At 66.5% G+C, this 15,071-nt stretch carries 10 protein-coding genes and 1 pseudogene; 6 read left to right on the top strand and 5 right to left on the bottom strand.

Annotation, left to right across the window (positions count from 1 at the left end; genetic code table 11):
- Positions 1-460: 460 nt before the first annotated feature.
- Genes ACFYQ5_RS23530 through ACFYQ5_RS23545 form a run of 4 tightly spaced genes read left to right on the top strand, consistent with a single transcriptional unit; the run spans position 461 to position 6,325 of the window.
- Positions 461-787: an SseB family protein gene (locus tag ACFYQ5_RS23530; protein WP_389200097.1), complete on the top strand. Its 327-nt coding sequence runs from the start codon at positions 461-463 to the stop codon at positions 785-787.
- An 11-nt stretch (positions 788-798) separates the two neighbouring features.
- Positions 799-1,353, top strand: a complete 555-nt coding sequence (locus ACFYQ5_RS23535) for a hypothetical protein (RefSeq protein WP_389200099.1) — start codon at positions 799-801, stop codon at positions 1,351-1,353.
- Complete coding sequence (locus ACFYQ5_RS23540) at positions 1,350-5,888, top strand: DUF6531 domain-containing protein (RefSeq protein ID WP_389200101.1); 4,539 nt, start codon at positions 1,350-1,352, stop codon at positions 5,886-5,888. Before ACFYQ5_RS23535 ends, ACFYQ5_RS23540 begins: the two co-directional genes overlap by 4 nt.
- Entirely contained in the window at positions 5,885-6,325 is a 441-nt protein-coding gene (locus tag ACFYQ5_RS23545) for a hypothetical protein (protein ID WP_389200102.1), read from the top strand. Before ACFYQ5_RS23540 ends, ACFYQ5_RS23545 begins: the two co-directional genes overlap by 4 nt.
- 1,021 nt (positions 6,326-7,346) lie before the next feature.
- Here the strand turns inward: ACFYQ5_RS23545 and ACFYQ5_RS23550 are convergent.
- The gene (locus ACFYQ5_RS23550) at positions 7,347-7,517 is read right to left on the bottom strand and encodes a hypothetical protein (RefSeq protein ID WP_389200104.1); all 171 of its coding nucleotides are present in this window, start codon (positions 7,515-7,517) and stop codon (positions 7,347-7,349) included.
- A 365-nt stretch (positions 7,518-7,882) separates the two neighbouring features.
- On the opposite strand from ACFYQ5_RS23550, the gene ACFYQ5_RS23555 reads away from it, so the two are divergent.
- On the top strand, positions 7,883-9,145 hold the full coding sequence (locus tag ACFYQ5_RS23555) for an MFS transporter (RefSeq protein ID WP_389200106.1): 1,263 nt from the start codon (positions 7,883-7,885) through the stop codon (positions 9,143-9,145).
- Between the two features lie 200 nt (positions 9,146-9,345).
- On the opposite strand, the gene ACFYQ5_RS23560 is transcribed toward ACFYQ5_RS23555, so the two are convergent.
- From ACFYQ5_RS23560 to ACFYQ5_RS23570, 3 genes are all read right to left on the bottom strand, one after another.
- On the bottom strand, positions 9,346-10,599 hold the full coding sequence (locus tag ACFYQ5_RS23560; protein ID WP_389200108.1) for a hypothetical protein: 1,254 nt from the start codon (positions 10,597-10,599) through the stop codon (positions 9,346-9,348).
- A gap of 62 nt (positions 10,600-10,661) precedes the next feature.
- Complete coding sequence (locus ACFYQ5_RS23565) at positions 10,662-12,401, bottom strand: SMI1/KNR4 family protein (RefSeq protein WP_389200110.1); 1,740 nt, start codon at positions 12,399-12,401, stop codon at positions 10,662-10,664.
- Between the two features lie 181 nt (positions 12,402-12,582).
- Positions 12,583-12,840, bottom strand: a complete 258-nt coding sequence (locus ACFYQ5_RS23570) for a hypothetical protein (RefSeq protein WP_389200112.1) — start codon at positions 12,838-12,840, stop codon at positions 12,583-12,585.
- A gap of 241 nt (positions 12,841-13,081) precedes the next feature.
- On the opposite strand from ACFYQ5_RS23570, the pseudogene ACFYQ5_RS23575 reads away from it, so the two are divergent.
- A pseudogene (locus ACFYQ5_RS23575) lies at positions 13,082-13,261 on the top strand (SAM-dependent methyltransferase); the annotation flags it as partial.
- 60 nt (positions 13,262-13,321) lie between these two features.
- Here the strand turns inward: ACFYQ5_RS23575 and ACFYQ5_RS23580 are convergent.
- Positions 13,322-14,776: a hypothetical protein gene (locus ACFYQ5_RS23580; RefSeq protein WP_389200114.1), complete on the bottom strand. Its 1,455-nt coding sequence runs from the start codon at positions 14,774-14,776 to the stop codon at positions 13,322-13,324.
- Positions 14,777-15,071: the final 295 nt, after the last annotated feature.

Consider the following 15,071-nt stretch of genomic DNA (forward strand, 5'->3'; position numbering starts at 1 on the left):
ACCGCTTCTGGTACTTGCTTGCCACCTGGTCACTGCTTCCTCTGGAACCACTCAGGTCCCAGTTTCCAGGTGTTCACGATCAAGGGGAAGCTTCAAGTTCGAGGGCAACGTTCGACGGGACACCGATACGGACACGCGCCTCGTCCAGATGGGATGGGTGCCCTTACGGATCTGGGAACACGAGGTCATCGACGCAGCGGTGGGCAAGGTGGTACGTGCCCTCGGCGAACAGGGGCATCCGCGGGCGCTGCGGATACTGGGCGCTGCCGCGCCGACGAGGGGGTAAGCCTCACGTGCCCGCAAGTCGGTGGCGCTGCGTGCGGCAGCCGGTTGCGCATCCCGTGCCTGGTTGAAATAGGGCATCTACCCGTCGTCGACAACTCGAGTGCTGGCACGTACGTGCGATCATTTACGGTGGGTGTTCACGTGGTGACGACGCGAGCGGGCTGGGGGAAATGAGATGTCGCTGCGTGACCTGGTCCGTGACGAGACAGTCATGTCGATGTCTCGTTCGGAGCGGCTGGCGGCGGTGCGTTCCGCGCGCCTGTACTTCCAGCGGCCGCAGGAGCCAGGCTTCTTGGTGTGCGAGACGGAGGAGGGTCCGGTGGTGCCGGTATTCACTTCTCTGGGAGGACTCGCGCTGTTCGCCGGAACCTGCGGGTGGGCGTCTACGACGGTCGCGGACTTGGTGGAGCTACTGCCCGAGAACTTGTGCGTGTTGGTGGATCCGCTGGGCCCGCGGACGTTCGTGCTGGATCCCGACGCGCTCGGGATCATCGACCCGTAGGGGGGAACGCAGTGACGGAGCATGACACGGGAGTGCCGGGTTCGGGCGGCCCGAAGCCGGGTGACGGCTACAAGATTGAGATCGCCTCGGTGCGTAGGGTTCTGACGCCGCTGGAGGAGTCCGTGGTGGCCGCTCACAAGATCAAGCGTGACTGGGAGACGCTAGCCGGGCGCATCCAGAATTCGGCCGTCTTCGACGTCTACGATTCGACCGAGAAGATGCTCTCGTCCTGGGGCTTTGGCATGGGGAGGGTGGCCGAGCACACGGACACGATTGTGGAGACGCTTCGGCAGGTCATCGCCGCCTACGTGCTGGCCGACCTGTTGCGCATCAAGGACTTCGCGCCCACCGAGGACAACATAGCCAAGCTGCCGTTCGGCGAACACGGTCTGAAGGCGTGGCAGGACGGGTCCAGGCCGAAGTTCGATCCGCCGCCGGAGATCTATCAGGAGCCGTGGCTGGATGACGGCGGAACCGGGGGGACTCAGGACGTGCCCACCCGTCCCCGCCTGCGCTATGACGGCGGCTGGGAGGCCGACGGTGGGTCGGGGGGGACGATCGCATGACGCAGCGCGATGTGATGGAGGGTGGCGCTACCGAGCGCCTACCGCCCCATGCCAAGCCCGGCGACGTCATCTACGGCACGCCGTCCGACATCGATGACCTCGTCATCAAGCTCCGGGCCTATGCGGGCGCGTTCAAAGACGGGATGGACAAGCTGGTCGACCTGTCCTTGATGAACTGGACCGGGGCCGGTGCGGAGGGGTTCCAGAGCGCGACCCGGAAACTTCCGCAGGAACTGGAGTCCGCGCACACGTACTTCGGGGTCGCAGCGAGCGCCCTGGACGCCTATGCCGACAAGCTGCGCTCGGTCCACACCCGAGTCAAGCCGATCATCGAGGACGCGGACGAAGCGCGGGCGACCTCCAAGCGCCACTGGAGAACTGTCACGGACTACAACTCCGCCGTGGAACGGGGAGATGATCCGCTGCCCGAGCGCCCGCCGGAGGATGATCCCGGCCTCACTGCGCTGCAGGGCTGCTACGGCCGCCTGGACAAGCTGGAGAGCGAGCTGCAGCCCGTCATCGACGCGGCCAAGAGTGCACTCGGCAAGGCGGCTGAGAAGGCCCCGGACAAGCCCCCGCCCCCCAAGGGCTGGGACAAGGCGAAGAAGGGGATCGGCGACTTCTTCGGCGGAGCGGGTGACACCCTGGGCGGCTGGTACGAGGATTTCGACGACTTGGTCAACGACGGCCCTGACGGCGTAGGTCTGCGACTGGCAGGCATGGTGGATGGCGCCATCTACGCCGCAGATCACCCCAAGGAATTCGCCAAAGCCGTCACCAATTGGGATGAATGGCAGCGCAATCCCGCCCGTGCGGCCGGCCAGCTCACCCCAGACCTCCTCCTCGCCCTCGCCTCGGGCGGTGCCGGAGCGGCGCGGCGCGGCGGAGTCGTGGCCAAGGATGCCGCACAACGCCTGCTCAACCGGGAGCGGACGCTGCGCCGGGACGGTAGTGCCCGCGAGCGGACGGACAGCGATCCGAACAGGAACAACACGCCCAACGAGGAGCGGCCCACGACCGGTGAACCGATCGACGTGGCGACCGGTGAAATGATCATGTCCGCCACCGACGTCACGCTGCCCGGCGCCCTGCCGGTGGTCCTGGAGCGGCACTACGTGTCGGGGCATCCGTGCGGGGGGTGGTTCGGTCCCACCTGGGCAGGCACGCTTGACCAACGACTGGAGATCGACGAGGCAGGTGTCGTCTACGTCACGGACAGCGGCATGCTGCTGACGTATCCGGTGCCGGAGCCGGATGAACCGACGTTGCCCACCTCCGGTCCTCGTTGGCCGCTGTGCTGGGACGGCAAGCCCGACGGCACCTTCCGTATCGTCCTCCCGGAGCAGAACCGCACCCTGCACTTCGCGCCGCTGCCCGTGGGCGGCCGTGAGCTGGCTCTGACGGCGATCACCGACCGGACAGGCGATGGAGACCGCATCGCAATCGCCTACGACGCCCAGGGCGCACCGAAAGAGATCACCCACTCCGGCGGCTACCGCATCGCCGTCGATACCGACCCCAAGCTGCTGCGTGTCACAGCCCTTCGTCTCCTGCACGGTGAACAGCGCGAGCACAGCACCACCCTCGTCTCCTACGCATACGATGCTGCGGGCAACCTGACCGAAGTCTTCAACTCAGCCGGCAGGGCTCTGCGGTACCGGTACGACGCGGAACACCGTGTGACGTCGTGGACGGACCGCAACGGCACGTCATACGGGTACGTCTACGACCCCCGGGGCCGCGTTCTGCGCGGCATCGGCCCGGACGGCATCCTGTCAGGCCGACTGCACTACGACACGGCTGCCCGTACCACCCGCTACACCGACTCACAGGGCAATACCACTGTGTACGTCTGCAACGAGGCGTACAAGATCATCGCGCAGACCGACCCGCTCGGTAACACCAGCCGCACGGAATGGGACGAGTCCAACCGGCACCCCATCGCCGCCACCGATCCCCTGGGCCACACAACGCGCTACCGCTACGACGACCAGGACCGGCTGATCGCTGTTGAGCGGCCCGACGGCACCGTGGCCGAGACCGTTTACGACGACTGCGGTCTGCCGCTCGAGACCCGTCAACCGGGCGGCGCGGTATGGCGCCACACCTATGACGATCGTGGGTCACACACCTCGACCACCCACCCCAGCGGTGCCACCACGCACTACGCGTACAACAGCTCGGGCCACCTCACGTCCATCACGGACGCTCTGGGCCACACCACCCGGATCACGACGGACGCGGCAGGTCTCCCGGTCGAGATAGCTGACCCCCTGGGCCGCACCACGCGCATGCGCCGGGGCCCGCACGGTCAGGTCACGGCTGTCACCGATGCACTGGGAAGGACCACGCGTCATGGCTGGACGATCGAGGGCATGCCCGCTTGGCGGGAGGGCCCGGAAGGTGCCCGCGAGGTGTGGCAGTGGGATGCCGAAGGCAACCTCGCCCTCCACACCGACGAGGCCGGGCACACCACGACCTACACCCACACCCACTTCGACCAGCCCGCCACGAGGACCGACCCCGACGGCGCGCACTACGCCTTCGCCTACGACACCGAGCTGCGTCCGACCAGTGTCACCAACCCCCGGGGGCAGCAGTGGCATTACACGTACGATGCGGCAGGCCGCTTGGTCGAGGAGACCGACTTCAACGGTGCCAGACGCACCTACGAACGCGACGCGGCGGGCCGCCTCACAGCCCAGACGAACGCCCTGGGCGAAACGCTGCGCTACACACTTGACGCGGTCGGGCACATGGTCGCCCAGCACGATGAGACCAACGGCGACATCACGACCTACACATACGACGCGAGCGGCGCCCTGATCCACGCGGCGAACGCGGACACGGAGATGACCCGTGAACATGACTCGGTCGGCCGCGTCATCTCGGAAACGATCAACGGCCACATCAGTGCCTATGCGTACGACGCCATGGGCCGCCGCACCCATCGCACCACCCCCTCGGGCATGTGCTCGGAGTGGACCTACGACCCTGCCGGTCGCCCTGCCGGACTGAGTGGTGGCGTCGGAACCATGGCCTTCACCTACGACGCTGCCGGCCGCGAGACCGAACGCCGCATCGGTGACGACACCACCCTCAGGCAGACCTGGGACAGGGACAACCGCCTCACAACCCAAACCCTCTCCACCGGCCACCAGGCCGAAGCGGACCGCATTCTCCAGCACCGCACCTACGCCTACCGACCCGACGGATACCTCACCGAGGTTCGTGAACTCACGACTGGTACGCGGCATTTCGCGTTGGACCCCGTCGGACGTGTGACGAGTGTCCAGGCACACGGATGGGGCGAGGAGTACGCGTACGACACCGCCGGCGATCAGACCCGCGCCTCAGCGCCGCACCACCCCGCGACCGGTGACCGGACCTATGAGGGCGCCCTCATTCGCCGGGCGGGGCGCACCACCTACGAGCACGACGCCGCCGGCCGCCTGATTCGCAAGGCCCGCAAGCTCCTCAACGGACAGACCCGCACGTGGACCTACGCCTGGAACGCGGAAAACCGCCTCGTCAAGGCCACCACCCCGCACGGCGAGGAATGGACCTATACTTACGACCCCCTGGGTCGCCGTACATCCAAAACAGGTCCGGACGGAACCCCTCTCTCCTTCACCTGGGACGGCACCCGCCTGGCTGAGCAATTCACCTCGGGTGGCGCGGCAACGACATGGGAATACATGCCGGGCACCCATCGCCCGATATCCCAATCCACACATCGAGTGCTCGAAGCCGGGCGTGATAGCGCCCGCTCGATACGTGCCCTGGAGGACTCCACCCCCCAGTCCGAGTACGACGACCGCTTCCACGCGATCATCACGGACTTGGTTGGTACGCCTGTCGAACTGGTCACTTCCGACGGCACCCTCACTTCGCAGCCCCGCACCACCCTCTGGGGCACACCCCTCCCCACTCCTTCTGCGGGTGGGGTGGACTGCCCGCTCCGCTTCCCAGGTCAATACGCAGACCCGGAAACCGGCCTCAACTACAATTACTTCCGGCACTACGATCCGGAAACTGCCCGCTATGCGACACCTGACCCACTTGGGTTGGTTCCAGCGCCCAATGCGGTGGCATACGTCCGTAACCCCCACACGTGGACTGATCACCTGGGTCTCGCTGGGGATGATGGACCGGAATGGGTCGATCCCAAGGACCTGAACTTCTCCCAACGCACCGTGTCCCCGAACGACTACGTGGAGAAGATGCGTTCCGGTGAGTGGGACTGGCGACGTCCCGGAACGGCATTGAAGGTCATGGAAGTGGACGGTCAACTGGTGTCGTATGACAACCGACGGCTTGATGCGGCGCGTGAAGTGGGGAGTCCGGTGACCATCGAGCGAGTCGATCCGAATGCGGTTCACCCCGATTCGACAACGGGGCGGACGTGGGCGGAGCAATTCAGCAGGCGTATGAACTCCGCGCGGAACAGAAACGAACTGGGCGAGCCCGTCCCCCCGACGGGACTCACAGAGAGGCCACAGCACGTGCGCAACGGGAAGTGTAAGAGGAAATGACCGCGATCCAAAAACTATGGGAAGATTTTGAGCTGCCCATCAGGGATGCACTGCACTTCAACGACGGGCGCTCATATGACCTCGACCTGGACCCCGACGCGCCGACCGGTTTTCATGTCCTACCACCCTTCGACCTGGAGGGAACGCTGAGAAACGATCCGTCTTGGACGTCTTCGGTTGATGGGCTTGCCGAAGTGGACCTGGGGAGGGAAGGCCTGCTGTGGGGCGGTGAGGGTTCGTACGGGTCAGAGGGGTTCATCGCGCGGTTGACCGCCGATCGGGCACTGGTCTGGGCGATTTTCTTCACGGAATCCAATCCATTCGATCGCATCCAACTGTCCAACAAACGCGCTACTTTCAGCTCAACCTCTGGTATCGACATCGCAGTTGACATCGACGATCCACGAACTCCGGTCATAGGAATACTTCCATCCTGATCTCGCAGGTCACGGGCCTGGTGCGGGTCCGTGATGGCGCGCTCGGGCTGATCGGGTGCGAGGGGCGGTCTGTGACCTCCGGGCCTCGGAGTCCGCCAGGATCAGCAGGGCCTGCGGGAGTGTGGTCGAGGTGTCAGGCGGGCAGAGGTGACCGCGGGAAGCCGCCGCGGCACCGTCGGCACGCCGGCCCTCGTCCTTATCCGCCTCCTGTCGTGCCTCACCACGCCGACGACTTTGGCAGCCAAAATGGTGGTCGGGTCCAGGTGTCAAGGACGGCACGTCGTGAGATCCGCTCGACAAGGCGAAAGCTGGAGTGCCTAAACCTCAATCTCCAATTTGTTCAAAGGCGTATCCTCCGGAAAGATATCTGAAGCTGGCGTCACCCCCGGTGTTGGACATTTCGGCCTGCTGGCGCAATTCCTGGGGCGGGGCGATCCTCGGTTGTCAGGAAAACCTCGGAAAGGCCGCCCTCATGAATTCTTACCTTCGTGAGGTCATGGCGAGAGCAGTCACCGTGCCTGGTCCCCGGGTGTACAAACTGGCGGCGGGCGGGTTGAGCCACACCTCGTGGGGCACCTCATGCAGCGTCTGGCGGCTGCTCGACGGCGTGCACGATCCTGATTCCTCTGCAACCCGTCCTCGTCCCCATGCGGGAGCTTGCCGGCGAGCGGGTAGACCTTTTTAGATGTGCCATGCAAATGGCTGGGTAATGATCTTCGAACGGCTGGGAAGGGCTGGCACGGAGTCTCCGTACGTGCAGGTCAGACCCACCCGTGAACGGCCCACCGCACGACTGTTCTTGAGTCAGCTCAGGAAGAGTTCACAAGATCCCGTCCGATCTGGTTGATCGGGCGGGATCTTGGCGTTTCCGGGAAGTGGTTCGAGGAGTTGTCCGAACGCGATCGGTGCCGGAGGGGGTTGCCGGGCGGTCGTCGGCCGGTGTTTCTGGGTGGTTCGGGTGGGTGAGGCGTTTCTGGGCTGTGGGCGGGCGTGTGTGATCCCGGCCTGTGGTGCTGGGGTCTCAGATGGGTTCGCGGATCTCCGGCCGTATGGGCGGCGGCAGGCCGGCCGCGTCGGGGGGCGTGGATGCCGATCCAGCGAGCGTGGCGACGCCCCGGGAGGCGCCGGTCGCTTGTGTTCGGCTGGTCTGGTGCCAGCTGAAGAGGATGTGCAGGTTGATGCTGCAGATCATCAGCGCGAGCAGGATGGTCTGCGCGACCCGCCCGTGGACGAGTCGCTTCGTGGGGGCGGAGATGTCGATGCCGTGGCTCTTGGCGCTGCCGTTGAGGCCTTCGATGTTTGCTCGCTCGGGCCGGTAGGCGTCCTGCCAGGTGGGGTGGAGGTAGTGCCGGTCCTGGCGGAACTTGTCGAGCTTGCCGAGGGCGCCCGGGTCGGACGGTGATCGTGGGCTTCTGGCAGATCCGCGGCAGCTCGTCCTGGGGCAGGTCTGTCAAACGTTTACAGTCCCCTACTCGTGAATAAAGCCACGGGCAGAATGCTTTCCGTACGCCGGGCGGGGGTGCGCCTGGGTCTTCGTGGCGCGGAAGGGGCAAGGGTATGGGCTGGGGCGGAGGGCGGGTCTTACGCGACCGCAATGTGGTGTTTTACCTGAGCGGTGTGGTGGTCTCGGGCTTCGGTAGCTCTGCTATGGCCCTGGCAGCCGGTGTGTGGACCAAGTCGCTCACCGGGTCGGACAGTCTGGCTGCCCTGACGACCTTCTGCGTATGGGCGCCCATTCTGTTCGGCCCGCTGATCGGCACACTGGCTGACCGGGCGCGTCGGCGTCCATTGCTGATCTGGACCAATCTCGGCATGGCCGCGGTGCTGCTGCCGCTTCTCGCCGTACGTTCCAGCGACCAGATCTGGATTCTGTTTGCTGTACTGATCGTGTACGGCACCAGCTCGGTACTGCTGGATGCGGCGGAGGCCGCACTGGTAGCGACCGCTGTACCGGAGGCACTACGCGGAGACTTCAACGGCCTGCGGATGACGGCGAACGAGGGCATGAAACTCGTCGCCCCGCTTCTGGGCGCGCTTCTATTCGTCCAGTTCGGCGGCACAGCAGTGGCCCTGCTGGACGCGGTCACCTTCGTGCTTGCCGCGATAGCTTTCGCCCTCATACGTGTGTCAGAACCCATGCCCCGCCCGGCTGAAGCCCAACGATGGAGCGTCCAGGCCGCCGAGGGAATCCGTTATCTGCGACATCACCCGGTTCTGTGGCGGCTGGTGCTGGCCGGGGCCGCAACTATGGGCGTGGCCGGGCTGAACGGGGCGTCGGTCTATGCGGTGGTCGATGCTGGTCTTCACCGTCCGCCTGCCTTCGCCGGGGTCCTCTACGCCGTGCAGGGCATCGGCTCGGTAGTCATCGGGCTGTTCGCCGGTGCTCTGCTGCGGCGGATGCCCGAACGAGTCTTCGCCGCAGCGGGCATCATGCTGTTCGCGCTGGGCGTCGCCCTGCGCGTCATCCCCTCGGTGCCAGCAGTCCTGCTTGCCAGCGCGATGATCGGCGCGGGGCTGCCCTGCGTGCTGATCGCAGCCATGACGGCCGTCCAACGCGAGACGCCGGGCCAGCTCGTGGGCAGAGTGGCGGCCACCGCCAACACCCTTCTCTTTGCCCCCAATGCCATTGCCCTGGCCGCCGGAGCGGGTCTGCTTGTGCTCGTGGACTACCGCGTCCTGCTACTCGTTGCCGGGGCCGCAGCGGCCACCGCCGCGGTCGGCTGCCTTCTTGGTAGCCGTGGGCGGACACAGGTAGCAGCCCCGGCCCTGGGAGAATCAGGTCGCGTCGAGGACCGGGACATCGATGACGTCACCAGCTAATGGAGGTCGACGGCTTTCTCAGCGAGGCTGTGGGCTGGGAAACGATCTCTGACGATCTGGGAAGTGATCTTCAGGCTGTTTTTCCGCTGCTGGTCAGGCCCACTCGTGAACACCCCACCGCACGACAGTTCTTGAGTTCGCTCAGGAAGAGTTCACAAGATCCCGTCCGATCTGATTGATCGGGCGGGATCTTGGCGTTTTCAGGGTCTGCTCGACGCGGTGTCCGAATTCGGGTCGGCTGTGAGACGCCCCTTCTGGAGGGTTGCGGCCGGTGTCGGGGGTGGTTCTCTGGTGCGGGAAGCGTGCTGGTGCCGTCGCTGGGCATGCGAAGGCCGCCCCTGCTCGGCATCAGGTGTTCGTGAGGGGTGCGTCTCGGGTGGGCGGGGGAACTCCGGGGCGACCAGCGGTGGTTCTCCGAGTTCCATGAGTTCGCTGGTTTCGTCGGGTTCGCTGATGGGCGTCGTCGTGCGTGGGGTGGTGTTCTCCCAGGTAGACAGCGTGTGCAGGGTGATGCTGCAGATCATGAGGGCGAGGAGGGTGGTCTGGGCGACGCGGCCGTGGGCGAGTCGTTTCTTGGGGTCGGCGACATCGATGTGGTGGCTTCTGATTCTGCCGTTCAGCCCTTCGATGTTTGCTCGGCCGGGGCGGCAGGCGTCCTGCCAGGCGGGGTGGAGGTAGTGCCGGTCCTGGCGGTATTTGTCGAGCTTGCCGAGGTCGCCAGGGCGGACAGTGATGCTGGGCTTTTGGCAGATCGGTGGGAGTTGCTCGCCGCCGGGGAGCGGGACGGTGGGTTTGGCGGCGGTGTGGGCCGCGGTGGCCCGTTGGCTGGTGAGGTCGACGACGGCTGGCCGGGGTGTGGTGATGTGGTGGACCTGGTTGAAGCGGGAGCAGGTCACCGAGGGCGAGGTCCGGCGGCGGGGGCATTGCAGGCGGATCGCTCCGCGTGCGTCGGCGGACTGTTTGATCTTGAGGAAGTACGGTTCGCGGGCTGTGATCAGTTGGCTGAGCGGTGTGTTGTCGTCGAGGTCGCGTACGGCTTTGTCGTCGAGGCCGGTGGTGGCGAGTGCGGTGGGCATGGCAGGGCAGGCGAGGGATCCGTCGACGAGCAGAGCGCCGTGGTGGGTGCCCTGGACGCCGCGTTGTCCTTGTTTGTAGTCGAGGACGGGTTGGTGGCCCAACTGGCGTGCGGGCTGGGCGAAGTGGGCGGTTGTCCGGTCGGTGCAGGTGCGGTCTGCGGCCAGCAGTCCGGTGGGGAAGCCGAACGGGGTGAGCCTGGCCAGGGCGTGGACGGCGTTGGGGCCGGTGCGTTTGCCGGGGGTGTCCAGGACCAGGCCGAGGGCGAGTTGCGGATGCTCACTGACGCGTCGGCCCGCCTGTTGATGATGGGCGGGGCGGCGGCGACCAGGAGGCTGGCGCTGTGGCCGAAGATTTATTCCCGCCCGTCGCAGACTCACCTCCTGCCCTTCGCGCGTGAGGTCGCTGTCGAAGCGCCTGTGCAATGGACGCCGCAGGGCGGCTATGCCTCGCCGAGCTGGTCCATGAATTCAGCCCGCCAGTTGGGGTTCCGACGCTGGTGGAGGACGCTGCCGATGACCTCGTGAGCCGGCAGGGAGAGTGCATCGACCAACGCGCCCGCCGCGTTGGCACGGTGCTGCCAGGCCTCCCTCTCGCTGTAGTCGATCAGAAGGCGGCCGTCGCCGCCCCGGGGCAGGCGCCATGCTGCCGCCGCGTCCGCGAAGACTGTTCGCAGCCGTATGCCAAGTGGTGAGTCGTCGTCGACACCTTGGCCCTCGTCCTGTCCCGCTCGAGGAAGAGCTTCGATGACCTCCGGGTAGGTATCGAGGCCGGTCTCGGCGGCCAGACTGGACATTTGTATCGCCAGCACGGTGCGCAAGCGTGCCTCTGGGGCCGTGGTGATGTGTTCGGCGAGTTCGGTCGGCGGACGGTATCGCCCGCCCACTCCTGGCAGCACCGGCAACACCTGGGCACTGGCCAACTCGCCGGTCAGGGCGCCCGGCGACAGGTCGATTCCGAAGTGGTCGGAGACAGCCCTGCAAACCGCCTGGAGAGTTGCACGCTGGAGCAGGGGCGTCCGCTCCGTCGGCATCCCCAGCATCCCCAGCGAGGTCCGTCCGTCTGGCAGGAGCCGGCCCGCGGCTGGGCCGTGTGCGGGCAACTCGGGAAAGATGTCAAACGGATCCCCCTCACCGGGCTGCTGGTAGGAGCGCCGTGTGTCATAGACCGTGACGAGTTCCCCGTCGTCGTAGAAGGACATCGTGGTGGACCCGGAGAACGACAGGGATACCGCTTGAGTACCTCGGGACAGACGACGCAGGACCTCGCTCCGGTTGCCCTCCCCCCGGTGCCCTTCCTCGATTCCGAAGGCCCACTGCCCACAGCGCCCGGCCCGGACCACCGGGAGGAATCCGGTCGTCCATCGCTGTGCGTCTTCCTGTGCCTGGCCGCGTGAGCGGGGGCGGTGGGTGTCGGCCAGGGCTCCGAAACGGTGCAGGAGCTCCGACTCGTTCAGGCCCCGCACGAAACTGAGGCAGAACGAGGCGTATTCTCCCGCCCATCCCTCCTCCGCGACTACGGGGAAAGCGTCGTGGTCCATTTCAGGTGCGGCGGGTGCGGGGACAGTCGCCGCGACCTCCCGCAGTGACCTGGGGACGGGGAGCGGCGGAGGTTCTTCCTCCCAGAGCAGAGTCTCCTGCCAGATGACGGGCACGAACTTCCGCCACCACCCCATCGCAAGCCCGTGCTCGAGGCCGCCCGCGAGCTCATGCAGGAAGGCTGCAAGCGAAGACCAACGCCCGAAGCTCGGCCCTTCCCCCTTGACGTGCGTTCCCACTGCGCCGAAAGTCGCACCCTCCCGGCAGTCGAGGACCAGGCCATCCGGCGGATTGTGGTCCGCGAACATCAGGAACTTCGGATGCCAGTACGTTTCATCCGGAGGATCCTCGCCGGCCCTGTTCCACAGCCGCTGGTCCATCCGACCGCGCCGCAGAATGGCATCAATACCCAACGGCAGATCCCCTCCAGGGAACTGGAAGAGACCGTGCCCCGGTGAGACGCCGTCGTGGCGGCGTAGGGACTCGACCAGGTCAGCGGGGAACTTCAATCTCAATTCGTCCGCAGCCGCGGAGAGGGCGTCCGCTGAGGCGGGCGGGCGCAGAGACTCGAAGGTACGCGGTGCGTGTTCGGCCAGCCAGGTCTCGATCCGCTGCCAGGACCGATCCACGGGATGCACAGTCATGAGCGGATGATCGCAGCCGCCGCCGACAACCGGACAGGCCAGCACGGACCTGGGAAACGATCTCCACCCATCTGGGAAGCGATCTTCAACCGGCTCACTCACCGCTGGTCGGACCTACTCGTGAACACCCCACCGCAGGGCCGTTCACGGGGTCATCCCGGAACGGTTCACGAGATCCCGGTCACTGCTGCGGCGTGACGGCCGCGTGCTGCTGGCGCTGGAGGATCAGCCCGGTGCGGACGAGCCGACACCGGCAGAACTTGCCGACGACGCTGCGGCACTCGGCCTCGTGGCCGCCGACGCGGCTGACCGCGATCCGCTGCCGGGCCGTGTGACGGTGCTGAGAGAACTTCGCGCTGCGGCAGCGCCCGAGGGCACGCTCCCGCCAGCAGACACCCGGCTCGTTGGCCTGGCCGGTTTCCCGCTCGCCTACGACCATGAGCGCAGACGTTTTCTGCCACGCGCAAGGGAGGCCGTTCCTCGGCACACCGAGCAGACGGTGTCCGGTCTCGCCGGCGCTCAAACCCTGATCGATGAGGGGCACTCGGCCGTGACCCGCGACGGGTGAAGGCCGCCCGTCTCCAAGCGGCCCGTCGGCGGGGCGGTTTCGCCGCTTTCACCGTCAAGGGGCCGGGCCGGTCGCCCGCTACTGAGAGGTGGGAGGCCGAGAGCTGTTGGTCGCGCTGCAGAAGGGCGCGATCGCGTTGCGCATGCGTACGCGCGAGGAGGTCGAGCCCTTCTTCGAAGGGCTGGAGCTCGTCGAGCCCGGGCTGGTCACGGCGCCCGAGTGGTATCAGGAGGCGCCCGCGCCGGTGTACGAGCGGAGCGGGTTCTACGTGGGTGTGGCGCGGGTTCCCTGAGGACGGACGGGAGTTCGGCAGCCGTTCCCGCTGAACCCGGGGGAGCTGTACCGTCGGCGGTCACGGAGCAGTCGGGAGGTGTTCGTACACCGTCACCCGTCGGCCGCGGATCTGTTTGTCGGACACCGGAGTGAAGTACTTCTTCAGCACCTCGATCTTCGTCAGGTCCCGCTCACCCCGAGTCGGCCTCGCCACCGGCGCGGCGTCCGTGACCAGTATGATCCGGCGCTGGGTGAGCATCGCCGACCGAACCCGCGCGGGGCTCGCCTCCACGCCCTTCAGCGTCCCGGACTCCTCGGGGGTCTCCGCCAGCGCTATGTCCCGCAGACCGGTGGAGACGTCGGGGGACACCAGCACGGTGTCCCGGCGTGCCGCGGGTATGAAGAGCACCCCGTCCCCGTCCTCCTTGACCTGACGCATCTGTTCGGCGGCCGCCAAGACGTCGTCCACCCGGCTCGCCGGGGACCTTTTGGACAGTGACTGCGGCAGCAGCGCGATCATCGCGACGGCGGCCGTCGCCGGGATCACCCACGGCGACGCTTTCGGTGCCCGCCGGGCGGCCCCTCGTACTGCCGCGTCGAGGACCACACCGATCAGCAGTGCGAGACCGAGCAGGCTGAACAGGATGTACCGGTCCACGAACAGCGGCTTGAACAGGGAGAGTCCGGTCAGGCCGAGTTGCGGCACCGCCAGCAGGGGCAGCCCGACGGATGCCGCCGACAGCCGTCCTGCCCGGGGCCTGTCCAGCAGGCTTCCGAGCCCACCGATCACCAGCAGTACCGCCGGGCCGATCATCATGTGCCAGGTCAGCGGAGGTATCCAGGACACCTGGTCGGACTGGTTCATGCTGAAGAGGATCAGGGGCAGGGCACCTGTCGTCGCGGCCGCTGCAGCCGTCGCCCAGCGTGTCGGCACCCCGTGCCCGGCTCGCGTCCACAGAAGGGTCGCCAGGTGTGCCGGCAGGATCAGCAGCGCCAGCCAGTTCAGCCAGCCGCAGACGAGGACCGTACAGCCGTAGGCCACCCAGTACGGCCTCCGGTCGCGGCCCTGCAGCGCGGTCACGAGCAGCAGGGTCGAGATCCCGGCTCCGGCCGCCACCAGTGCGTAGGGCCGGCCCTCCTGGAGGTAGAACTGCACGGCGGGAAGCATTCCGAAGACCAGTCCACCCGCCAGACCCACCCAGGCCCCGGCCAGCCGCCGGCCGAGGAGCGCTACGCAGGCAGCTCCCACCGCTGTGGCCAGTACGGAAGGTAATCGCAAGATGGTGGTGGAGGGCCCGAAGCACTCGAAAAGTCCGTGCATGAACAGGTAGTAGAGCGCGTGCACGACGTCGACGTGCTCCAGCATGTTCACGATGTCGTCGGTGGATCGCCGGGCCACTTGCCAGGTCGCGGCCTCGTCCCGCCAGAGACTGTTCTCCCGGGACAGGCCCCACATGCCGAGGGCGACGGTCCACACCACCGGAATCAGCCATATGTGAAGAGGGCTACGAGGAACGGCGGTTGCGGGTTTCATGAACGTGGGCTCGGACCTCGAATAGGGAGGGCGTGACGAATCCGGCGGTATGGGGATGAAGGGCCCGGCGAATCCTGGAAAGAGAATTGTCAGCCTGTTTCACGCCGATCGCCAGCTTATTTCAAGCCATGGGTGGCAGCGGTTGATGCCCTGCATGGGAATGTGCCGTTCGGTAACCCGGCACCGTGAATCGGGACTTTACCGGTAGGGCCAGCCTGGCACATTGAATGTGAGGCACATCACTCACGGGTCAGTACGGCTAGCTAGCCGTCGAGTCCTGCGAGTGGAGGCGTGG

The sequence above is a fragment of the Streptomyces sp. NPDC005794 genome (assembly GCF_042871445.1).
Lineage (GTDB): Bacteria > Actinomycetota > Actinomycetes > Streptomycetales > Streptomycetaceae > Streptomyces.